This window comes from Prochlorococcus sp. MIT 1304, from assembly GCF_047305015.1.
Taxonomy (GTDB): Bacteria; Cyanobacteriota; Cyanobacteriia; order PCC-6307; family Cyanobiaceae; genus Prochlorococcus_A; species Prochlorococcus_A marinus_E.
Genome location: NZ_CP138974.1, coordinates 1,014,538 through 1,036,725, shown reverse-complemented (window position 1 = coordinate 1,036,725; position 22,188 = coordinate 1,014,538). Strand labels below are relative to the sequence as shown.

Genomic DNA, 22,188 nt, shown 5'->3' with positions numbered 1-22,188 from the left:
AACTTATTGGAAACTGTAAAAAAGAATCCAAACGAAGCTAAGAATTTATGTAATAAGTTTAGAGAGTTTAATTCAAAAGGCATTTCAGCTAGTTCAGATAAAGTTATAGAGTATGTATCAAATAAAAAAAAGTTAACTCCCGTTAACGCGGAGATCTTTTCTATTTACGTAATTGGGCTGCACTGCCCAGACATTATCTAAATCCTAAATGTCTGGTTCAAGATGGTTTGACAAGTCTCTAGTTCTTAGAGATGGAGTAAAACTTATATCAAGGATTTGGTTACCTAATAGTAAAGGGCCATGGCCTGCATTATTGATGAGACAACCATATGGAAGGGAAATAGCTTCAACTATTACCTATTCTCACCCAGAATGGTGGGTTTCCAAAGGGTATATGGTAATAATTCAAGATGTTAGAGGTATGGGTTCTTCAGAAGGAGTTTTTAATGGTTTTTCTCAAGAAGCTAGCGATACTTCAGAAACACATGAATGGGTAAGGTCTCTAAAAGAATGTAATGGGAAACTTGGCTTATATGGTTTTTCATATCAAGGATTGACTCAACTGACTGGTGAATTAAATTCAAAGCCGCCCGATTGCTTATCTCCAGCAATGACTGGGATGAATATTAAGGACCATTGGTGTTCAGATGGAGGAGCATATTGGTGGCATAACAATATTGCATGGGGACTTCAAATTGCAGCACTAAAAATGAAAAGAGAAAATAAATTGCTTGAATGGGAAAAGATAACATTAGCCTTAGAAAATAAAAGTTATTTAAGGGAAGGAATTGATACGTTAAAAAAATATGATCCTAATAGCTTTGTTTTGGAATGGCTTAAAAATTTAAATAATGCTCTCCCATTTGAAGAATTCAAACCAATTTCAACATGGATCAAACAACCTATGTTAATTATTGGAGGACTTTGGGATCCACATTTAAAAGGTGCCTTTGATCTCTATAAAAAATCTAAAGAAGCTGGTGGAAACCCAGAGATTATTATTGGGAATGCGACACATCTAAGTTGGTGGGAGGGATCACAAGAATCTTTATTAAAATTTTTTGATAAGCATTTAAAATCAGATGAGAAATTAAATTCTACGATTTTTAAACACGAGAAAAAAATATGGAATATTTCATTAAAAAAATGGGAAGAATTAGATAATAAATTTCACCCTGAATTTATTTTTGGGCTCAAAAGCGATGGCACAGCAAACGTAGAGGTTGAAGATGGAAATCTGACCATAAATTCAAAAGGATCAGGATGGTTCACAATTGTTAATGACCCATGGAGACCTGCTCCATCTGACGGTGGTCATTTAGGCCCTAATCCAGGAAACTTTAATAGAAGCATTATTGATAAACGCCTGGATGTAGGTGTTTTTCAAACCAATCCTTTTGAAGAAGATCAATATTTAAGAGGAGTTCCCACATTAGAAATCCAAGTAAAAAGTGATCAGCCTAATTTCGATATCTGCCTTGCTTTATCTCTAGTTGAAGAAGTTAATGAAAAGGTGAATCAATTTTCAACCGGTTTCTTAAGGGTTAAAAACTCCAAAATAAGTGAAGAATGCATTTATCAAATAACAATGCAGCCAACAAATATTTGTTTGATTAAAAATAGCAAACTTCGCTTATCTATATCTGCCGCAGCTTATCCCGCTATTGGAGTTAATCCTGGATTTGGGGAGGGAAATGTTGGAGCCCCTTCAGCAAATCATAGAGTTATTACTCTAAGTTTTAGCCTTAATAAAACATTTATGAAAATGACTCCTTTTTTTTAATAAATAATCATTTTTTTGGTTAATCTTTTGATATTATTAATCCTTAACATCTACCAGTCATGATCGAGACAATTCAAGCAGACTGGATTAAATCAGAAGCGATCAACTTAGAAAATTGTTGCAATGATAATCCATTAAAAATATTAGGTCCTCATTTTTACGAAGAACAATGGGTAATAAGGGTATGGGTGCCTGAAGCTGATGAAGTTAAAGTAAATTTTAAAGATAAGACCTACAAAGCAGAAAGCATAAATCATAAATGGCTTTTTGAAGCAATCTTGCCGGAAAATCCAAATTCTAATTACGAAATAAATATTTCACGAGGAGGTATCACACATACGCAACATGATCCCTGGTCATATAGAGAAGAGTGGATGGGAGAAGTTGATAGGCATCTTTTTGCAGAAGGTAATCACCATCATATTTGGGAAAAGATGGGAGCACATCTAATTGAGGACAAAAATCAAAAAGGTGTCATGTTCTGCATTTGGGCTCCAAATGCAAAATCAATCTCGATAATTGGAGACATAAATTCTTGGGATGGAAGACATAATCCAATGCAAAAAAGATTAGGGGGGATTTGGGAACTATTCATGCCAATGATGAAAGAAGGAGATAAATATAAATATGAAATAAGAACACAACAAGGTCATATTTATGAAAAGGCCGACCCATACGGATTCTTACATGAAGTTAGGCCTCAAAATGGTTCAATAGTTTCAAAATTGAAAAACTTTAATTGGAGTGATAGTTCTTGGATTTCAAATAGAGATTCTTCTAGTCAAATTAACAAGCCAATTTCAGTTTATGAAATGCATTTAGGAAGTTGGCTCCATGAATCAACAGATAACAAATATCTTGATGACAATGGTGAACCAAGAGACCCAGTGCCTGCAGCTGATTTAAAACCTGGAACAAGATTATTAACTTATCCAGAATTAACCAAAAAACTTATCCCTTATGTAAAAGAGAGAGGATTCACTCATATTGAACTTATGCCGATATCTGAACATCCTTTCGATGGTTCATGGGGATATCAGGTTACAGGCTGGTATGCACCAACAAGTAGATTTGGCACCCCAAATGAATTTAGGGAGTTTGTTAATAAATGCCATGAAGAGGGCATAGGTGTAATTCTTGATTGGGTGCCTGGTCATTTCCCAAAAGATAAGCATGGTTTAGCATTTTTTGATGGTTGTCATCTTTACGAACATGGGGATTCACGAATAGGTGAACACAAAGAATGGGGAACTTTAATATTTAATTACAGCAGAAACGAAGTAAGAAATTTCTTAGTAGCCAATCTCGTTTATTGGTTTGAAGAATTTCATATTGATGGCATAAGAGTAGACGCTGTAGCTTCAATGTTATATAGAGATTATTTACGCCCAGATGGAGAATGGATACCCAATGAAAATGGTGGGAATGAAAATATAGAAGCCGTTAAATTTCTTCAACAGGCTAATCATGTACTCTTCCAACATTTCCCAGGTGCACTCTCTATCGCTGAAGAATCAACAACTTGGCCAATGGTAACCAAACCAACAGATATGGGGGGATTAGGATTTAATCTAAAATGGAATATGGGATGGATGCATGATATGCTCGACTATTTCGAGATAGATCCTTGGTTTAGGCAATTCCATCAAAATAGTGTAACTTTCTCAATAACATATAACTATACAGAGAACTTTATGCTTGCGCTCAGTCATGATGAAGTTGTCCATGGAAAAAGTCATCTATTGCACAAAATGCCTGGCGATGACTGGAAGAAATATGCAAATACTCGAGCCTTACTAACTTATATGTGGACCCACCCTGGTAAAAAAACGATATTTATGGGAATGGAATTTGGACAAAGGCAAGAATGGAATGTTTGGGATGATCTGCAATGGGAATTACTAGAATTTGAGCCTCATAGAGGAATAAGAAACTTGATTGATGACTTAAATAAACTATATAAAAATGAACCTGCGTTATGGAAAAACGACTTTGATCCTTATGGATTCCAATGGATTGATTGTAATGACAAATCTAATTCGGTAATAAGTTTTATGAGAAGAGAAAGCGATACCAATGAATGGCTTGTTATTGTTGCCAACTTTACACCTAATACCCATGGTTCATATAAAATAGGCGTTCCTGTAGAAGGATTCTACAAAGAGATATTTAATTCAGATGGATCAAGATATGGGGGGAGTAACAAAGGAAATATGGGAGGTAAAGACACTATAAATTACAATATTCATGATTATCAAAATGCTCTAGAACTAGCTTTGCCCCCATTAAGCGTAAGTATCTTCAAACATCAATCAGAAAAATAATAAGGCTAATTTAACTTAGTACTTCATATAAATGTTCACATAACGCTTTTGATATGCTTTGCATTGTAAGATTTCTAAGTTGGAATTTTTAAAAAATTTTTTTTTACAGCATATCGAATTGAAAAATGGGTGAAAATTTACCGCTACTTCTTTCTGCCGCATTAGGTAAAAAAGTAAATAGACCTCCAGTATGGATGATGAGGCAAGCAGGAAGATATATGAAAATCTATAGAGATTTAAGAGAGCGTTACCCAAGTTTTAGAGAAAGGTCTGAGAATCCAGAACTATCATATGAGATTTCTATGCAGCCTTTTCATGCTTTCAAACCGGATGGTGTGATCCTTTTTTCAGATATTCTTACACCTCTTCCAGGGATGGGCATCAATTTTGAAATAATAGAAAGTAAAGGTCCAATTATTGAGGACCCAATAAGAACTCTTAATCAGGTAGAAAATTTAAAAGAATTAAGTCCAAGTGAGAGTTTAAGTTTTGTTGGTGAAGTTCTTACTTCACTAAAAAAAGATGTGAATAATGAGGCAACAGTTTTAGGTTTTGTTGGGGCACCTTGGACTCTTGCTGCATATGTAGTTGAAGGTAAAAGCAGTAAAAATTATTCTTTAATAAAATCAATGGCTTTTAATAAACCAGATTTACTACATAAACTCCTTGATCATTTTGCAAAATCTATTGGTGAGTATCTTAAATATCAAATAAAATCTGGTGCGCAAGTAGTACAAATTTTTGATTCATGGGCAGGTCAACTAAGCCCACAAGATTACGATATCTTTGCTGGGCCGTATCAAAAAAAAGTTGTTGAAATTGTAAAAGCGGAATACCCTGAAACACCAATAATTCTTTATATTTCAGGAAGTGCTGGTGTGCTAGAAAGAATGGCAAAAACTGGTGTAGATATAATCTCATTAGACTGGACAGTAGATATTGAAGAAGCTTGCAAAAGAATCCCCAGGGGGATTGGAATTCAAGGTAATGTTGACCCTGGCATTTTATTCGGGAACAAAGAATCAATAAAAGAAAGGATAGATAATACTTTCAATAAAATTAAAGATAGGAAATATATTCTTAATTTGGGTCATGGGATTTTACCAGGGACTCCAGAAGAAAATGCTCAAACATTTTTTGAACATGGGAAAAAACTCACTTACTAGTCAAAATCTTGGCATATAAAAACTTATTAATAACAGGCGCTAATGGATGTGTTGGCCAATATTTAGTTGATTGGTTTTTGAAAAACACAAAATTCAGGCTTTATCTCATGGTAAGAGACAAAAGTAAGTTACCAATTTCTGTTCAAGAAAATAAAAAAGTAAAGTTAATGGTGTGCGATATCAGGGAATCAAATAGGTATAAAAAGGAAATTAGTCAAATTAATTACCTAATACATACTGCTACAGCTTGGGGAGATCCAAAAAGAGCCTATGAAGTAAATATTAAAGCTTTTGAAGAATTACTAAAAATGCTTGATATTGAAAAGTTAGAAAAGATTATTTATTTTTCAACAGCTAGTATTCTTGATACCCAAACAGAATTAATGAGGGAATCATTGATTTATGGAACAGAGTACATTCAAACAAAATATGAATGTTTCCAGAGACTAAGAGAAAGCTCATTTGCAGAAAAAACATTCGCTGTTTTCCCTACCTTGGTTTTTGGAGGGAATCTTGGAAAAAAAAGTAAATATCCTGTGAGTTATTTAACTAGTGGATTGAAAGAAATTGGGAAATGGCTTTGGTTAGCAAGATTTTTAAAACTCGATTCTAAATTTCACTTTATACACGCAAATGATATCGCCCAGATTTGCGGGTTTCTAATTAAAAATCACAAAGAAGAGCAATACAAAGGCTTTAGAAAATATGTGCTTGGTCAAAAATTCATTTCAATTGATGATGCCATAATTACACTGTTAAAAAGAAATAATATGAGGAGATTTTTTGCGATACCGCTTACAAAAAAAATTCTAAAAATTTTATTAAGAATTCTTCCCATCCAAACTACTCCTTGGGATAACTTCAGTATCAAAAAATATGACTTTAATCATGTCCCCATCACTAATCCTGAGACTTTTAAACTTAAAAGTCATGCCAAGTCACTGAATGATATTTTAAGGTTATCAAAGTTACCAAGCTGTAATAACAATTAAAATTCTCGCAGTTAGGTTACCAAAGCCTTGTAATATGTATAGATAAGCAAAATTTTTATTATGTTACGTTCAATCTTTGCAGGGTTATTTGCAATAGTTTTAACTCTAGGTATAGGTATTTCATCAGTTTCGGCTAAGACTGTTGAAGTAAAACTTGGAACAGATGCTGGAATGCTTGCATTTGAACCAAGTACAGTAACCATTAGCGCTGGTGACACAGTTAAATTCGTCAATAATAAACTTGCCCCTCACAATGCTGTTTTTGATGGGCATGAGGAATTAAGTCATGCGGACCTAGCTTTTGCTCCAGGAGAGTCTTGGGAAGAAACATTTGATACTCCTGGAACTTATGATTACTATTGCGAGCCACACAGAGGCGCTGGGATGGTAGGTAAAGTTGTTGTTGAATAAATCTTAAATCTTCTAAATTTTTAAAAACTCTTTTTGACTGAATATTTATTACCATCATATTCAAATTTTGATTGATGAAAATAGTTCCAAGCGAATTCTCAAATTCTGCTTGGAACTATTTTATTTTTGCCAAAGAAATTGCTTATAAAAATTATCAACAAAACGTAGACTCTGATAATTTATTATTAACTCTTATAAAAGAGGACAATATTACAAAAAATATTTTAATAAAAAATAATATAAATCTAAAGAATCTTGAGAGGGAAATAATTTCTTCATTAAATGCGAAGGCAAAAATGAAAAATAAACAAGATAATTTATATATTGGTGATACTCTTCACAAAATATTTTTAAAGGCGAATGATATTAAAAATAAATTAAATGATGTAGTGATATCAACAGAATACTTAGTTTACGGTTTCGCTTATGATAACAAATATGGATTTCAAATTTTAAATCAAAAAGGTATTCTAGAATTTCTTGAAATTATAAAGAAAATGAAGTCAGATCCGGCAGTAAAAAATGAATTTAATAGTTCTAATGAGTCTTTGGAAAAATATGGTATTGATCTAACTCAATCTGCACGAGATGGGATTTTAGACCCAGTTATTGGTAGGGATGAAGAGATTAGAAGAACAATCCAAATATTGAGTAGAAGAACAAAAAACAACCCTGTTCTTATTGGAGAACCTGGGGTTGGCAAAACGGCCATTGTTGAAGGGTTAGCTCAGAGAATAATTAATGGCGATGTACCTTCTGCACTACAAGATAGGCAACTAATTTCATTAGATATGGGCTCACTTATAGCTGGGGCAAAATATCGTGGAGAATTTGAAGAAAGAATAAAAAATATTCTAAAGAAAGTGAAAGAATCAGACGGAAAGATTATTCTTTTTATTGATGAAATTCATACAGTTGTTGGAGCTGGTGCTAGCGGAGGTTCTTTAGATGCAAGCAACCTATTAAAACCAATGCTTGCGAGAGGAGAACTTAGATGTATTGGTGCTACAACTATTAATGAACACAAACAAAATATAGAAAAAGATCCTGCTCTAGAACGAAGATTTCAGAAAATAAAAATTGATGCTCCTTCAATAGAAGATACCGTATCAATATTAAGAGGATTGAGAGAAAGATACGAAGTCCATCATAGTGTGAGAATTTCTGATAATGCCTTAGTTGCAGCTGCAACCCTTAGCGAAAGATATATTAACGATAGATTTCTTCCTGACAAAGCAATAGATCTAATTGATGAAGCAGCCTCAAGATTAAATATGGTCATAACTTCCAAACCTGAAGAAATTGATGAAATTGATCGAAAAGTTCTGCAGTTTGAGATGGAAAAATTATCTTTAAAAAGGGAAATAGATGATTTTTCTGTAGAAAGATTAGAAAAAATCAATCATGAACTTTTATCTCTTAAAGATAAACAGGCCGAATTAGGCGCTAAATGGAAAAAAGAAAAAGACGAAATTGATGAGATTAGCACCATAAAAGAAGAAATTGAATCTGTTCAATTGCAAATAGATCAAGCCAAAAGGAGTTTTGACCTAAACAAAGCAGCAGAATTAGAATTTGGAACTTTAAATTCTTTGCAAAAAAAATTGAAAGAAAAAAGCGAGTCTCTAGTAAATTCGCAAAAAAATGGAGATACAAGTCTTTTAAGACAAGAGGTAACTTTTGATGATATTGCAGAAGTTGTTTCAAAGTGGACCTCTATTCCAGTACAGAACTTAAACCAGTCAGAAAAAGATAAACTCTTGAGCCTCGAGTCAATCCTCAAAGAAAAAATTATTGGTCAAGATTGTGCAATTAGGGCTGTTGCAGATTCCATTAAGAGATCAAGGACTGGTCTAAATGATCCAAGCAAGCCATTAGCCAGTTTTCTCTTTTTAGGTCCAACTGGTGTTGGGAAAACAGAGCTAAGTAAAGTAACAGCCAAAATAATATTCGATTCAAATTCTTCAATTACAAGACTGGATATGTCTGAATATATGGAAAAGCATTCTGTGAGCAAAATCATAGGTGCGCCTCCCGGATATTTAGGTTTCGAATCAGGCGGCCAACTAACTGAAGCTGTACGCAAAAATCCTTATTCATTAATACTCCTAGATGAAATAGAGAAAGCTCACAAAGATATTTTAGATATTCTCTTACAGGTTCTTGATGATGGAATCATTACTGATGGTCAAGGTCGTACAATCAATTTCAAAAATTCAATCATTGTTCTCACAAGTAATTTAGGAAGTCAATCAATAAATGATTTATCAGTTAGAAAAGAAGATAAAAATGAAATTAAAAAAGTTGTAGATAATGAAATTAAAAAATTTTTCAAGCCTGAGTTTTTAAATCGACTTGATGAAATAGTTATTTTTAATAATTTAGAATTAAGTGACATAAAAGAAATTGCAAAAATCCAGCTTCAACATTTAGAAAAAAGACTTAACAAAAAAAACTTAAAATTCAAAATTACGGATGAAGCAATTAACCAACTTGTCGAAAATAGTTTCGATCATGCCTATGGTGCAAGACCTTTAAAAAGAATTATTCAAAAACAAATTGAGACAAAAATTTCAAATAATATATTGAATAATCATTACCTTAATAAAGACGAGATTAATATTTATCTGGTTAATGGAGAGATAAATGTTGATTAAATCTCTAACTAAAGAATCCTATATGAATTTACAATTAACAACTTTAATCTAAGATTTGAACCAATCAGGAATTTTCTCATAACTTGCTTTATTCGATTTATTTTCTTTTGATTCTGTTTTCCAACAACATGTTCTGCCATTATCCTTATCCTGTAAATATTCATTAGCCCATCTCCAAATTAATTTAGAGGTGAACTCCATTCCCACATTATCCATAATTCTCAGATCTAAAGCATCTAAGTCATGTAATTGTTCCCAGTAATTCAGCAAAGGGTCATCTTTGTTTATTAGAAAAGTATGGTCAAATTGCTCCTTTAGTCTATTTTCTAGGGGCTTTAAACTTGAAAAATCGACAACAAACCCATTTAGGTCTAATTTTTTTGCAGTGAACCAAAAGGTGAATGATCTTGAATATCCATGCACAAATCTGCAGTGACCTTCATGGCGCCATTGCCTATGTGAACAGGGAAAATCCTCGTAACTTTTGCTGCATGAAAATTTCAGAGAATGAATATACATCAATTAACTGTTAGGATAATTTTTAATAAAACACATTGAGTAGGATTTAACATAGCCAACATAATGACTTATTCAACTAATTTTTCGATAGAGGATCTACGCTTTGATAATTATGGATTAATCCCTGCAATAGCACAAGATTGGCTTGACGGATCAATTCTTATGCTTGCTTGGATGAACAAAGAATCTTTGACAATGACACTTGAAACCAAAAACGTTCATTATTGGAGTAGATCAAGATCCGAAATTTGGAGAAAAGGAGCTACAAGTGGAAGTACCCAAATACTTAAGGAGATAAGATTCGACTGCGATAATGATGCACTAATCCTTTTGATTGAACAAAATGGTTCAGGAGCATGTCACACTGGCGAAAAAAGTTGTTTTTTCAACGAAATCAAAATTAATCAAAGTGATAAAAAAGAGAAAAAAACAACTCCCTTCTCAAATATTTGCTCTGAATTATTTAATACAATTAACGAAAGATCAATAAATCCATCGGAAAAAAGTTACACAAATCATCTTTTAACAAAAGGTAGCAACACTATTTTAAAAAAAATAGGAGAGGAATCTGCAGAATTTATAATGGCTTGCAAAGATAATGATAAAAATTCAATCTCAAATGAAGCTGCTGATTTAATTTATCATTTACAGGTAGCTCTTATGCACAAGGGAGTTAACTGGAGAGATGTACTTGCTGTTCTAGAATCAAGAAGAAATAATAATTAAAATTCAGAGATTTTAATTTTTTAAATCTAAAAATATGAGGGAAAAATATAAAATAATTAATTAATAATTATTAATTAATTATTAATTAATTATTACATGTATGGCTTATCACTGAATTAACTATAAGTTGAATATATCAACAAAGAGGTAAATCGTGAGTTCATTAAGCGATTTTCTTGGTGAAATAGGTCGGCATCAACTTTTGACGCCGGAGAGAGAACTCACTATGGGCAGAAAAGTCCAAGAAATGGTTGTGCTTGTTAATAGATGTCAAGAAGCAGGTGGCAAAGGGCCCGCTTGTGAATATTCCGAAGCAGAAAGGAAAAAGATCAAAATTGGTGAAAAGGCAAAAAATGAGATGATAACCGCCAACTTAAGACTAGTAGTTAACCTTGCTAAGAGATATCAAGGCAAGGGACTAGAACTGCTGGACTTAATTCAGGAAGGAACATTAGGTCTTACAAGGGCTGTAGAAAAATATGATCCCTCTAGGGGGCATAGATTTTCCACCTATGCTTATTGGTGGATCAGGCAAGGATTAAATAGAGCATTATCAACTCAAAGTAGAACTATCAGGATACCTGTAAATATTAATGAAAAACTCACAAAATTAAGATCAGCAAAATCAAAACTTATGCAACTTAAGGGCATTCCACCCTCGACTGATGAGCTAGCTGAAGAGATGAAAATCACCAAGGAAGAAATTGATGAACTTCTTTCCTGTGAATTGAGAAGCATTACTGTTAGTCTCCAAGGTACTGTCAAATCAAAGTCAGATCCCTCTGAGCTAGTTGATATTCTTCCAAGTGATCAAACTCCACCAATGGAATTAGCCGAATTAGCCGAAAGGACAGCCTCAGCCTGGAAGTTATTAGATAAAGCAAATTTAACTGAAAAGGAAAGAAAAATAGTAAGTCTAAGATTTGGTTTAGATGGTTCTAACGAATGGAGAACTTTAGCTGAAGTTGCAAGGCATATGAGTTGTAGCAGGGAATATTGTCGACAAGTCGTTCAACGTGCTTTAAGAAAACTTAGAAAAGCAGGAATACAGAATGGGCTGGTTGATAGTATTAGCTAAAAATTCAATCAAAAATCTAAATTCCATAGATAAGGATGACAGAGAATTACAAAAACAAAGAAAAAATTTATGATGCTGAAGTTTTAGAAAGCTCAACATTTGATGAGAATATCATTATCAAGATTCTTATTAAAGCAGGAAGAACAATTGCAAAGCCTGCACTAGAGGTTTTGGAGATGGCTATAGATCCTTTTACTCCAGCACAAGTAAGAGTTTCCTTAATGGCTGCCCTAGCTTATTTAATTATGCCATTTGACCTTTTCCCTGACTTTATGCCATTAGTTGGTTTTAGTGATGATTTTGTTGCCCTCACAGCCGTACTTAGTATATGGAGCAAATATATGACTCCTTCAATTAGAGCGAGAGCAGAGACCAAGCTTAATAAGTTATTCCCTTTTTATTAAATGAGTAAATTATCTCAACAGGAAGAAAGAGAACTTATCTCCTTTATTAAGGATTGGTTGAAATCTCATGGATTTAATCAAAAAGATTTAGCAAATGAATTAAATATTAAATCGAGCAGAACCTCTGAGATTATTCTTAAGATTAAAGAATTACATAAAAAAGGCGGTATGTTCAATATTGCAAAAAATCTCATAAGGATTGAACAAAATTGGTTAAACAATTTCAAAAATGATTATCCAGAGAAAAAGCAAAAATCACCATATAATCAATTAGATCTCGACTCATTAGTAAATCAGATAACTCACGACACTTGTGAATAAATATTATTTAAAATATTATTTTTTAGTTAAAATAATAAATCACATATAAAAAATAACCTTTAAATAAATATCGTTTTAATTCCTAAATATGATAAATAATTAAATTATTAAAACAAAAATATTATGTATTTTTATTTAAATTAATTTTTTTAAATTAATAATGAATAATTGCTAAAAATATTTTCGTAAATAATATTTAAAATGCCTGAATCCAAGGATAAACATCATAATTAATCCATATACCTTTTTCCCAATATATATCATCCTCAATAAGATCTTTCAACTCATTTGCATCATTTGCATTAAAAATTCCAAACAAATATTTGGTACATTTAGTTGGCCCTAATGTAACTAGAATATCTCGATCTTTTAAGTTTTTAAGTCTATTTAGATGTTGTTCACGAAACGGGCCCCTTTTAATAATGGCATCTTCACAGTACTCTCCAAAAACTACAAACTTTTCCATTTTTAAAGATAAATAATAGAGTAAAAACATAATTAATAATTGCATATATTACATACAAATTGCTATGTTATTTAATACAACTTTCTTTTAATTAATTATGCTAACTGGAAGCGATCTCCTTGCAAAAGTTAAAGAACTTGGTGATGTTAGCAAATCTGACCTAGTTCGCGCCTGTGGATACGTTTCCACTAAGAAAAATGGAGGTGAACGTCTAAATTTTACAGCATTTTATGAAGCACTTCTAGAAGCAAAAGGAGTCAATCTTGGTGAATCTGGAGTTGCAGGTATTGGGAAAGGAGGAAGAAAGCTAAGTTATATTGCAACAGTTCAAGGAAACGGAAATCTTTTGATTGGGAAAGCATATACAGCACTTTTAGATTTAAAGGCTGGTGATGAATTTGAAATTAAGCTTGGAAAAAAAACAAATCAGATTATTACCTACAGAAGAATCTTAAAGACAGCAAAAATAATTTGGATATATCATTTTTAATTAGTTTTCTATAATTTGGTTTTTTAATAAATAAACTATCTTTGTATTTATTTTTTTTGATCTGCAGCTAAACGCATTTCCTTACAAAATTCACCAACATGATCGACGACATCTTTTTCACTTGAACTAGAAATTCGTTTTACAAATGCACTCCCAATAATTACTCCATCTGCTCCCCACTCACGAACTTTATTAACATGTTCTGGAGTGGATATTCCAAAACCAACAGCAATTGGATTGCTATTTACATCTTTTAATTTAGCAATAAGATTTTCTACCCTATTTTCCATTTTATTTCTCTCACCAGTGACACCTGTGACACTTACTAAATAAGTAAAGCCTTTTGTATGATTAGATATTTGTTTCATTCTTTCAAAAGGAGTAGTTGGAGCTACCAATAAAATCAAGTCCATAGAATGATTGCTAACTACTTTAGAAAATTTATAAGCTTCCTCTAGGGGGAGATCAGGAACTATTAGTCCTGAAACTCCAGCATTAGATGCCATCTCACAAAACTTTTCAAAGCCAAAACATAGTAATGGATTTAGGTAAGAAAAAAGGATGATGGGAATATTTAATTTACCTTTTAAAGACTCTAAAAGTTTAATAACTTTTCTCGGGCTAGTACCTGACTTTAAGGCGCGAGAGGCCGACACTTGAATAATAGGTCCATCTGCAAGTGGGTCACTGTAAGGTATACCTAATTCGATAAGGTCAGCCCCGTTTTCTTGTAACCTTAATAAAATCTCAGACGTGATTTCAATATTGGGATCACCAGCCATTATAAAAGGCATCAAAGCTAATTTTTTATTATTTTTTAAGTCAAAAAACTTCTCATCTACCTTAGATAAAGATTCATTTTTAGTAATTTGCATTTTGTTGTCTTTCATAATTTTTAGATATTTTTCTATAAAAAATTTATGGATTTTTCTCTAGATCTTGCATTAATTTTTGCTGCTCTTCCTTTGGCAATGCGTTGAATTTGGTTTCTAGTTTATCATTAACAACTTTTTCATACTCTTTTCTATAACGCTTCCTTTGTTCCATAAAAGTCATTTTTCCATTTACAACTCTATAAACATAAGATGTTACCCAAGTAATAACAATCAAAATCAGGATACAACTTGATAGAGTAGTGGCTGTAAAATTGTCGATACCAATTTGGGGGGCAAATTTATAACTAATTAATCCTATTAATGAAATAAATAAACCTATTTGTATAACTTTACCTTTAGTCAATTATTTACCCTTTACCAGTTCCTTTTAGTCGGAGATTTAAAAATGGAGAAAATAAAATTAAACCTGGAAAGAAAAGAAATACGAGGCCATAAATTCCTAATCTTTCAAATTTGCCCATAATATTCCATCTATTATTCATCCAGTAAAATAGTAATAATGGAATAACCAATAAATAAGTAGAAATAATTCCAATATATGCAATTAAAGTAGCGAATGAATTATTGAAAATACTTTCCATTTTGATTTATGGTTGCTTAGTTAAAACATAACAACTATTGAAAGTTATCGTCAGAACTAAAAATAAATAATTAAATAATGGGAGTGGGGGGACTTGAACCCCCACGAGCTAAATCGCTCGACGGATTTTAAGTCCGGCGCGTCTACCAATTCCGCCACACTCCCGAAGGAATTTGCGCTATCTAATCGTAGCCGAAAGCTACCCATTTATCCAAGAAAAATTGGAAAATTTACACTTTTGATTCTTAGATTAAATCTAATTTTTTAAATTAATTTCCCTTCCACTTGCCATTGTAAAGTTTCACCTGCATGAAATGGTTTTATTTGTCCTACAGTATTTTTTTCTTGAATAACATCAATAAATTCTTTAATTTTATTAGGTCTAGACACTAATTTTAATTTTTCTTTATTTGGGGGCACATTATAAAAATTAGGGCCATTCAAACTTGCAAACTTTTCAAAATTATCTAGAGCATCCTCCTCTTCAAATACCGTTAAATAGCTTTCTATTGCAACTGGTGAATTAAAAATACCTGCGCATCCACAAAAAGCTTTCCACTTCCTAAGATGTGGAGCGGAGTCAGTTCCCAAGAAAAAACATTTTTCCCCACTTGTTGCAGCTTTTCTTAAAGCAAGTCTATTATTTTCCCTCTTAGCAACTGGTAAGCAGTAAAAATCACTATTTAAACCTCCAAAAAACATTGCATTTCTATTGATATGTAAATGATGCGGAGTGATAGTTGCTCCAATATTATTTTCCTTAACAAAATTCACTGCATAAGAGGTAGTTATATGTTCTAAAACGATTTTTAATTTTGGAAATCTTTTAGTGATTTGAGAGAGTTCTTTGTCTATAAAAACTTCTTCTCTATCGAATACATCTACTTCAGAATCAGTCACTTCCCCATGAATTAAAAGAGGCATTCCAGAATCTTGCATTGATTCAAAGATCTTATATAAATTTTCTATTTTCCTTACTCCATGACTGGAATTTGTTGTAGCGTTAGCAGGATATAATTTTGCAGCAAAAAAGACATTATTTTTAAAACCATTTATTAATTCTCCTTTATCAGTTTCATCTGTAAGATACATTGTCATTAGGGGTTTAAACTTAGAACTTTCTGGCAACGCTTCAATAATAGATTTCTTATAAGAAATAGCGCTTTTAATTGATGTTATGGGAACTTTAGTATTTGGCATGACAATGGCTCTCCCAAAATATTCTGAAGTAAAATGAATGATATTTTTTAATACAAGACCTTCTCTTAGATGTAAATGCCAATCATCAGGTTTTATTATGGTTAAAGTCTTCAAAATTTTTTCTATTTAATCAATTTTAACAGCAAATTAAAATTGACAATAAATTATAGATATTCGAGGATAGTTATTAATCAATTTACTAATCAATTATGAGAATTTTTATTATCTTAATTAAAGCCTAAATATGAATGATTTTTTATTTCCAATAATAGAAATAGTTTTAGGCGTAGTTCTACTTTTTGCGGGAGGAGAGTTATTCATCCAAGGAGCTATATTTTTATCTTTAATTTTAGGAATACCTCAAATAGTAATTGGTTTAACAGTTGTTTCTTTTGGAACAAGCTCTCCTGAGTTGTTAGTAAGTTTAAGTTCAATTTTTAAAGGCAGTGATTCGCTTGCGGCAAGCAATGTAATTGGAAGCAATATTTTTAATGTTCTCGTTGTTTTGGGCATAAGCTCATTGATAACACCTCTTAAGGTAAAAAGCAGAATAGTTAGGAGGGATGTGCCTCTTTTAATGGCAATTTCATCTGCAGTTTGGGCTATGTCATCAACAGGCTTATTAACATTGCAAGCAGGGATATTTCTAATATTTTGTTTAATCTTAAATACATTATGGGAAATCAACACCATGAATGAGAAAGGGGAGGAGACAAAAGATGCTGAACCAGAGATAGAAGAATTAACGGATAACTATAAAGGGAAGCTTAATATCCTACTAAAGTTAATATTGGGAATATTTCTTTTAAGCTTTGGTTCAAATATTTTAGTAAATGGTTCTCAAACGCTTGCTAATCTTTTGGGTGTAAATGAAATTGTTATCGGTTTAACTATCGTAGCAACTGGGACATCTTTACCAGAATTAGTAACTTCAATAATTGCTGCATTTAAAGGTAAAACAGATCTTGCGATTGGGAATGTAGTAGGAAGCAATTTGCTCAATCAACTACTTATCCTTGGAAGTTGCAGTATTTTTTCAGGATTTAAAGGTTTAGTAATTGAACAAAGTCTAATAAAAGTTGACTTACCTTTTATGGTTTTAACTACCTTTGCATGTTTACCAATTTTCTGGAGCAAAGGGAAAATCACCAGAATTGAAGGATTTATTTTGCTTAACCTTTATATTTTCTACATTCTCGATAAGATTCTTTTCCTGAATGGATTTAACTTCCTTTCTGAGTTAAGGATAGGATTATTTATTTATTTTGCTTTACTTACAGTGTTTCTGATAGTTCAAGAAAAATTAAAATTTTCTAATTCATAATATTATCCATACATAGTCACAAATTCTTCTGAGATAGTTGGGTGCAAAGCCATAGTAATGTCAAAATCTTTTTTTGTTATTCCTGCATTTAATGAAACTGATACCATTTGAATAATCTCAGATGATGTTTCTCCAAACATATGACATCCCAGTACTTTGTCAGTTAGCTTATGAACAACAATCTTCAACATACATTTTGATTTATTCTTTTTAAAGGTATTAGACATAGGGGTAAATTTGCATTTGAAAATTTTTATATTTTTTTCAGAGTAAATCTCTTTAGCTCTTTTCTCACTTAAGCCAACTGTTGAAATTTCAGGAATAGTAAAAACGGCCTTAGGAATATATTCATAATTTACCTTTCTTTTTTGGTCATTAAAAAAATTATCTGAAAAAACTCTCCCTTGTTCTATTGCTACTGGAGTTAAGTTTGGTTTATTTATGATATCGCCGACTGCAAAAATATTTGCATTGCTTGTTTGATTAAGTTCATCAACATCTAAATATTGGCCATCCATCTTTAGATTTAAAAAATCTAAATTTAAAGGCAAAAGATTTGGTTCTCTTCCTGTAGCAATAAGGATATTATTAGTTAGGAGTTTATCCCCCGATTCTAAGGTCGATTCCAAATTTCCATTTACTCTGTCGATAGACTTCAATTGAGCATTGGAGATTATTTTGATATCAGTAAAAGTAGGTGATTCCTCTAGGCATAGAGAAAGATCCTCATCAAAACCATTAAGTAAATGTTTACCTCTTATTAATTGAGTTACTTCTGTACCTAAATTTCTGAAAATAGAAGCAAATTCACAAGCAATATATCCACCTCCCACTATTAATAATGATTTAGGAAACTTTTCTAATTCAAAAATATCATCACTAGTCCATGCCAAATCTATTCCAGGAATATTTAATTTCTTTGGTTTACCTCCAACTGAAATAAGAATTTTTTTTGAACTTATTTTGTTTTTAATTTTCTTTGTGTTTGAACAAATAATTTCTAATTCATTTTGAGTAATAAATCTTCCTAAGCCTTCAAAAATAGTTATATTCAACTTTTTTAAAGAATTTCTATGTAAATTACTTAATCTAGAAACCTCCTCTCTAACGTTCTTCAACAAAATATTTGATTCAAAATTAATACCTTCATTTTTTAATCCATATCCTTCAGAAGAATCCATATTTTTTTTACTTTTGGCTGCATAAACCATTAATTTCTTTGGCACACATCCCCTTATCACACAAGTTCCTCCTATTTGATTTGCTTCTATGATTGCGACTTTTGCTCCATAACTAGCCGCACGTTTAGCCGCAGCGAGTCCTCCAGATCCAGCGCCAACAACAATTAAATCAAATTCAAATTCCAAGACTTTTTTTAATCAATTATTATAACGTTAGTTTATAGCTTTAATTCAAATAATGAATGGGATTTTGTCATGGGATGATTTAAATAAATTTGAAGTTGAAGATCTTGATAGAGTCCATGGTATAAATAATTCCTATGCAAATTTAAGATTATTTGGGCATAGTGAAAATGATGTATTAGTTACCCTCTATAGGGATAGGCATTCTTGGTGTCCTTACTGTCAGAAGATATGGTTATGGCTTGAATTTAAGAAAATTCCATACAGAGTCCAGAAAATAAATATGTTTTGCTACGGCCAAAAAGAAGGTTGGTTCCTTGAAAAAGTCAGATCGGGAAAATTACCTGCAATTGAATTTAAAGGGAAAGTTATAACTGAAAGCGACAATATAATAGCTTTTTTAGAAAATGAATTTGGAGCACTTGGATCTTTTATTACATCTAGTCACCTTATCAAAATTCGAAATTTAGAAAGAGAAATTTTTAGATCCTGGTGTAATTGGCTCTGCCGAGAAAGTTTTAATTTTATAGATAACTCCTTTAGAAAAAAAAGATTTAAAGAATCCATTTCTAAACTCGATGAAATCTTAAGTAGCTCAAAATCAGGATTTGTTGATCCATCAGTTTCTAACACGGGTAATGTAGAGCCTGGTGTTGGAGATATAATTTTTATTCCCTATATGGAGAGAATGAACGCTTCACTTATTTATTATAAAGGGTTTAATTTAAGATCTAATTATCGTCATGTAGATAACTGGCTTACCCTTTTTGAGGGGACAAGTGCTTATAGAGGCACTCAAGGAGATTTCCATACTCACTCTCATGATTTACCCCCACAAATGGGAGGATGCTATAAAGAAAGCAATGAACAACAGATTACTTTCTCAAAGTTAATAGATACTGGTGAGGGTTTAGGTAATTATGAATTAAACCAAAATTATGACTCAAAATATTATGCAACAATTGCTCTTAAAAGAGTGATAAAGCATAAAGAAAATTTACTAAAAGTAAATCCATACAATAAAGAATCCTTTGACGAATCATTGAGATCAGCTTTGAGCCATATGATCACAGGCGAAGTATTAATCCCTAAAAAACTTTCAGGAATCTCTCTAAGATACTTAAAAAATAGAGTTTCAGTTCCAAGAGATATGCCAATTATTTCAGCAAGGTTATTAAGGCAATCATTAAATAAAATTGAATCGCTTAGTAATATTAATGAAATAGATAATATACCTTTCAGGCATAGATATGATCAAGATCCTAGAAATTTTATCTCTAGTTAAAGTAAAACTATAAATTTTTTCTTGAATCTATTTGAAGCAAATCCCTTATTTTTTGAACTTGACTTGCAATATTAGGATCAATAGACAATTTTTTTTCAACTTGTTCAATAGCATACATAACCGTTGTATGGTCTTTGCCCCCAAACTCATCTCCAATTCTTGGTAGGCTTAAATCCGTTCCATGTCGCATAAGATACATACCTATTTGCCTAGCTTGACTTACTGGTTTTCTCCTACTTGAGCTAATCAATTCATCAGTAGAAACTTTAAAGAAATCTGACACTTTATTAATAACTTGTTTTGGACTGACAACTACTCCAACACTATTCGGATCAAGCATTGGAGCAATTGATTGAACTGTCATTGGCAAGCCTGTTATTGATGCAAATGCAACAGCTCTAGTAAATGCTCCTTCCAATTCTCGAATATTCGAAGTGAATCTTCCTGCTATAAATTGAATTAAATCTCTTGGTAGACTCATACTTTCTTGTTCTGCCTTTTTTTGAAGGATTGCTGTCCTTGTCTCAAGGTCAGGTGGTTGAATATCTGCAGTCATGCCCATCGAGAACCTAGAAATTAATCTCTCCTGAATTCCAGACAATTGATTTGGAGGTCTATCACTAGCGATTACTATTTGACTTCCTGATTCGTGAAGAGCGTTAAAAGTATGAAAAAATTCTTCCTGTGTATACTCTTTGCCTTCTAAGAACTGTATATCGTCTATTAAAATCAAATCTACATTTCTATATTTATCTCGAATAGCTGTCATTCCGTCTCTTCTAATACCACTAATAACGTCATTAGTAAAAGTTTCTGTAGATACATATTTAACTTTTGCCTCTGGATCTATTTCTACTCGATAATGGCCTATTGCTTGCATTAAATGAGTTTTACCGAGACCTACTCCACCACAAATAAATAAGGGATTAAATTCTCTCCCGGGTGATTCGGCAACTGCTAAAGCCGCTGCATGAGCCAACCTACTATTTGGACCTACAACAAATCTTTTAAAGACGTAACGTAAATTTAGACCGTTGGGATTTTTGGATCTATTTTTTGAAGAAATTTCTTGACTATTATTAGGAAATGATTTTGTTTTATGATTCACAATCTGATCATCTAGGTTCTCTTTATTTGTTGAATCTCTGCTTATATTTTTTTCAGATTTAAAAACAACTTTTACATCATGGCCGCATATTTCTTTTGCAGCCTTTTCGATAGTTTGACAATAATTCTTTCTTAACCAATCACTGGAAAATGTATTTGGAGCGATTAAAGTCAATAAGCCATTTTCAAAACAATTAAATTTAGCAGGCCTTATCCATGTCTCAAATGAAGGCTTACTTAAAGTTTTTTTCAGTGATTGTTGAACTTCCGCCCAAATAGGATTAATTGTTTGCAAAATTTTATTCTCTAGATTATTAATCTAGTTGGAATTTAATAATTGGCCATTATCAAATCACAAGATCACGACAAATTTAAAATTACTTAACAAACCATGATACAAACCTCTAAAAAAATTTTATTTTTTATAGGCATATAATTATTTATAATCGCAATAAATTTTTGGATAAAGCATTACTTATTATCATGGCAAAATGGCATGCTTTTGGAAGATGCAAAACAAGATTATCAAAAGATATAGGTAAAAGTAATTCGGCAAAAATACAAAGTGTGATAACAAAACACACTATTTCAGTCGCCAAATCTCTCCAAAAAACTAAACTAATTGATATTTCTATAGCTATATCTGGTTTGGGGGAAAAAAATTGCAAAAGATGGTCTAAACAATTAGGTATAAAAAGATTTAATTTACAGGGGAAAGGCTGTCTGGGAGAAAAAATGAAAAGGCAAATTATTATAAACAAAAAATTTTGTACACAAAATAAGATCAAAAATATTATTTTTATTGGTACTGACCTTCCTGATTTATGTCATCAAGATTTATTAAATACTCTAAGAAAGCTACAACATAATGATCTTATTTTAGGACCATCTAATGATGGAGGATATTGGCTTATTGGTTTATCAGAAAAAATAATGTCATCGCATCTAAACTTACCTTTTATTAACATTAAGTGGGGATCAGAAAATGTTCTTAAAAAAACAATTGATAATTTTGCGTCTATAAAATTGAAATATGAGTTTTTAGATAAAAAAATAGATATAGATACAATATTTGATATCGAGAATAGAAATTAA

21 protein-coding genes, 1 tRNA gene and 1 pseudogene are annotated in these 22,188 nt (G+C 31.9%); 14 read left to right on the top strand and 9 right to left on the bottom strand.

Annotated elements, in window-relative coordinates:
• Positions 1-208: 208 nt before the first annotated feature.
• From SIB45_RS05800 to SIB45_RS05775, 6 genes are all read left to right on the top strand, one after another.
• The gene (locus SIB45_RS05800) at positions 209-1,783 is read left to right on the top strand and encodes a CocE/NonD family hydrolase (RefSeq protein WP_011862601.1); all 1,575 of its coding nucleotides are present in this window, start codon (positions 209-211) and stop codon (positions 1,781-1,783) included.
• Between the two features lie 59 nt (positions 1,784-1,842).
• On the top strand, positions 1,843-4,107 hold the full coding sequence (glgB, locus tag SIB45_RS05795; protein WP_011862600.1) for a 1,4-alpha-glucan branching protein GlgB: 2,265 nt from the start codon (positions 1,843-1,845) through the stop codon (positions 4,105-4,107).
• Positions 4,108-4,232: 125 nt separating this feature from the next.
• Positions 4,233-5,273 carry a uroporphyrinogen decarboxylase gene (hemE, locus tag SIB45_RS05790; protein WP_011862599.1) on the top strand — a complete coding sequence of 347 codons (1,041 nt, stop codon included), beginning with the start codon at positions 4,233-4,235 and terminating at the stop codon, positions 5,271-5,273.
• Positions 5,274-5,281: 8 nt separating this feature from the next.
• On the top strand, positions 5,282-6,265 hold the full coding sequence (locus SIB45_RS05785; protein WP_011862598.1) for an NAD-dependent epimerase/dehydratase family protein: 984 nt from the start codon (positions 5,282-5,284) through the stop codon (positions 6,263-6,265).
• Between the two features lie 60 nt (positions 6,266-6,325).
• Positions 6,326-6,676: a plastocyanin gene (gene petE, locus SIB45_RS05780; protein ID WP_011862597.1), complete on the top strand. Its 351-nt coding sequence runs from the start codon at positions 6,326-6,328 to the stop codon at positions 6,674-6,676.
• 74 nt (positions 6,677-6,750) lie between these two features.
• Entirely contained in the window at positions 6,751-9,333 is a 2,583-nt protein-coding gene (locus SIB45_RS05775) for an ATP-dependent Clp protease ATP-binding subunit (RefSeq protein WP_011862596.1), read from the top strand.
• 48 nt (positions 9,334-9,381) lie between these two features.
• Here SIB45_RS05775 and SIB45_RS05770 read toward each other — a convergent pair whose 3' ends face one another.
• Positions 9,382-9,852 carry a 6-carboxytetrahydropterin synthase gene (locus tag SIB45_RS05770; protein ID WP_011862595.1) on the bottom strand — a complete coding sequence of 157 codons (471 nt, stop codon included), beginning with the start codon at positions 9,850-9,852 and terminating at the stop codon, positions 9,382-9,384.
• A 63-nt stretch (positions 9,853-9,915) separates the two neighbouring features.
• On the opposite strand from SIB45_RS05770, the gene hisIE reads away from it, so the two are divergent.
• The 4 genes from hisIE to SIB45_RS05750 all read left to right on the top strand — a co-directional run bounded on the left by hisIE (position 9,916) and on the right by SIB45_RS05750 (position 12,381).
• Complete coding sequence (gene hisIE / locus SIB45_RS05765) at positions 9,916-10,578, top strand: bifunctional phosphoribosyl-AMP cyclohydrolase/phosphoribosyl-ATP diphosphatase HisIE (protein WP_011862594.1); 663 nt, start codon at positions 9,916-9,918, stop codon at positions 10,576-10,578.
• 154 nt (positions 10,579-10,732) lie between these two features.
• The gene (locus SIB45_RS05760) at positions 10,733-11,656 is read left to right on the top strand and encodes a sigma-70 family RNA polymerase sigma factor (protein WP_011862593.1); all 924 of its coding nucleotides are present in this window, start codon (positions 10,733-10,735) and stop codon (positions 11,654-11,656) included.
• 35 nt (positions 11,657-11,691) lie between these two features.
• Positions 11,692-12,060 (top strand): YkvA family protein, encoded by a 369-nt coding sequence (locus SIB45_RS05755; protein WP_011862592.1) that lies wholly within the window; start codon positions 11,692-11,694, stop codon positions 12,058-12,060.
• Positions 12,061-12,381: a hypothetical protein gene (locus SIB45_RS05750; RefSeq protein WP_011862591.1), complete on the top strand. Its 321-nt coding sequence runs from the start codon at positions 12,061-12,063 to the stop codon at positions 12,379-12,381.
• 196 nt (positions 12,382-12,577) lie between these two features.
• On the opposite strand, the gene SIB45_RS05745 is transcribed toward SIB45_RS05750, so the two are convergent.
• A complete protein-coding gene (locus SIB45_RS05745) occupies positions 12,578-12,847 on the bottom strand; it encodes a YciI family protein (RefSeq protein WP_011862590.1) in 270 nt (89 codons plus the stop codon).
• 97 nt (positions 12,848-12,944) lie between these two features.
• Here SIB45_RS05745 and SIB45_RS05740 point away from each other — a divergent pair.
• Positions 12,945-13,302 (top strand): annotated as a pseudogene (locus tag SIB45_RS05740) (AbrB family transcriptional regulator).
• An 82-nt stretch (positions 13,303-13,384) separates the two neighbouring features.
• Here the strand turns inward: SIB45_RS05740 and trpA are convergent.
• From trpA to pyrC, 5 genes are all read right to left on the bottom strand, one after another.
• Entirely contained in the window at positions 13,385-14,227 is an 843-nt protein-coding gene (gene trpA, locus SIB45_RS05735; RefSeq protein ID WP_011862588.1) for a tryptophan synthase subunit alpha, read from the bottom strand.
• Positions 14,228-14,255: 28 nt separating this feature from the next.
• The gene (locus tag SIB45_RS05730; RefSeq protein ID WP_011862587.1) at positions 14,256-14,576 is read right to left on the bottom strand and encodes a DUF3007 family protein; all 321 of its coding nucleotides are present in this window, start codon (positions 14,574-14,576) and stop codon (positions 14,256-14,258) included.
• 4 nt (positions 14,577-14,580) lie between these two features.
• Positions 14,581-14,814: an NAD(P)H-quinone oxidoreductase subunit L gene (locus SIB45_RS05725; RefSeq protein WP_011862586.1), complete on the bottom strand. Its 234-nt coding sequence runs from the start codon at positions 14,812-14,814 to the stop codon at positions 14,581-14,583.
• Positions 14,815-14,892: 78 nt separating this feature from the next.
• Positions 14,893-14,978 (bottom strand) — tRNA-Leu (locus SIB45_RS05720).
• 99 nt (positions 14,979-15,077) lie between these two features.
• Positions 15,078-16,127, bottom strand: a complete 1,050-nt coding sequence (pyrC, locus tag SIB45_RS05715) for a dihydroorotase (RefSeq protein WP_011862585.1) — start codon at positions 16,125-16,127, stop codon at positions 15,078-15,080.
• Positions 16,128-16,257: 130 nt separating this feature from the next.
• On the opposite strand from pyrC, the gene SIB45_RS05710 reads away from it, so the two are divergent.
• A complete protein-coding gene (locus SIB45_RS05710) occupies positions 16,258-17,337 on the top strand; it encodes a calcium/sodium antiporter (protein WP_011862584.1) in 1,080 nt (359 codons plus the stop codon).
• Between the two features lie 2 nt (positions 17,338-17,339).
• Here the strand turns inward: SIB45_RS05710 and gorA are convergent, their stop codons facing one another.
• Positions 17,340-18,704: a glutathione-disulfide reductase gene (gorA, locus tag SIB45_RS05705; protein WP_011862583.1), complete on the bottom strand. Its 1,365-nt coding sequence runs from the start codon at positions 18,702-18,704 to the stop codon at positions 17,340-17,342.
• A 52-nt stretch (positions 18,705-18,756) separates the two neighbouring features.
• On the opposite strand from gorA, the gene SIB45_RS05700 reads away from it, so the two are divergent.
• A complete protein-coding gene (locus tag SIB45_RS05700) occupies positions 18,757-19,986 on the top strand; it encodes a glutathione S-transferase (RefSeq protein ID WP_011862582.1) in 1,230 nt (409 codons plus the stop codon).
• A 7-nt stretch (positions 19,987-19,993) separates the two neighbouring features.
• Here SIB45_RS05700 and dnaA read toward each other — a convergent pair whose 3' ends face one another.
• Entirely contained in the window at positions 19,994-21,388 is a 1,395-nt protein-coding gene (gene dnaA, locus SIB45_RS05695; RefSeq protein WP_011862581.1) for a chromosomal replication initiator protein DnaA, read from the bottom strand.
• A 188-nt stretch (positions 21,389-21,576) separates the two neighbouring features.
• Between dnaA and SIB45_RS05690 the strand changes: the two genes are divergently transcribed.
• On the top strand, positions 21,577-22,188 hold the full coding sequence (locus SIB45_RS05690) for a TIGR04282 family arsenosugar biosynthesis glycosyltransferase (RefSeq protein WP_011862580.1): 612 nt from the start codon (positions 21,577-21,579) through the stop codon (positions 22,186-22,188).

What these genes read in the sequence shown, in the direction of transcription:
- SIB45_RS05800 (WP_011862601.1), top strand. Translation starts at nt 209, where the DNA reads ATGTCTGGTTCAAGATGGTTTGACAAGTCTCTAGTTCTTAGAGATGGA.
- glgB (WP_011862600.1), top strand. Translation starts at nt 1,843, where the DNA reads ATGATCGAGACAATTCAAGCAGACTGGATTAAATCAGAAGCGATCAAC.
- hemE (WP_011862599.1), top strand. Translation starts at nt 4,233, where the DNA reads ATGGGTGAAAATTTACCGCTACTTCTTTCTGCCGCATTAGGTAAAAAA.
- petE (WP_011862597.1), top strand. Translation starts at nt 6,326, where the DNA reads ATGTTACGTTCAATCTTTGCAGGGTTATTTGCAATAGTTTTAACTCTA.
- SIB45_RS05775 (WP_011862596.1), top strand. Translation starts at nt 6,751, where the DNA reads ATGAAAATAGTTCCAAGCGAATTCTCAAATTCTGCTTGGAACTATTTT.
- SIB45_RS05770 (WP_011862595.1), bottom strand. Translation starts at nt 9,852, where the DNA reads ATGTATATTCATTCTCTGAAATTTTCATGCAGCAAAAGTTACGAGGAT.
- hisIE (WP_011862594.1), top strand. Translation starts at nt 9,916, where the DNA reads ATGACTTATTCAACTAATTTTTCGATAGAGGATCTACGCTTTGATAAT.
- SIB45_RS05755 (WP_011862592.1), top strand. Translation starts at nt 11,692, where the DNA reads ATGACAGAGAATTACAAAAACAAAGAAAAAATTTATGATGCTGAAGTT.
- SIB45_RS05750 (WP_011862591.1), top strand. Translation starts at nt 12,061, where the DNA reads ATGAGTAAATTATCTCAACAGGAAGAAAGAGAACTTATCTCCTTTATT.
- SIB45_RS05745 (WP_011862590.1), bottom strand. Translation starts at nt 12,847, where the DNA reads ATGGAAAAGTTTGTAGTTTTTGGAGAGTACTGTGAAGATGCCATTATT.
- trpA (WP_011862588.1), bottom strand. Translation starts at nt 14,227, where the DNA reads ATGAAAGACAACAAAATGCAAATTACTAAAAATGAATCTTTATCTAAG.
- SIB45_RS05725 (WP_011862586.1), bottom strand. Translation starts at nt 14,814, where the DNA reads ATGGAAAGTATTTTCAATAATTCATTCGCTACTTTAATTGCATATATT.
- SIB45_RS05710 (WP_011862584.1), top strand. Translation starts at nt 16,258, where the DNA reads ATGAATGATTTTTTATTTCCAATAATAGAAATAGTTTTAGGCGTAGTT.
- SIB45_RS05700 (WP_011862582.1), top strand. Translation starts at nt 18,757, where the DNA reads ATGAATGGGATTTTGTCATGGGATGATTTAAATAAATTTGAAGTTGAA.
- SIB45_RS05690 (WP_011862580.1), top strand. Translation starts at nt 21,577, where the DNA reads ATGGCAAAATGGCATGCTTTTGGAAGATGCAAAACAAGATTATCAAAA.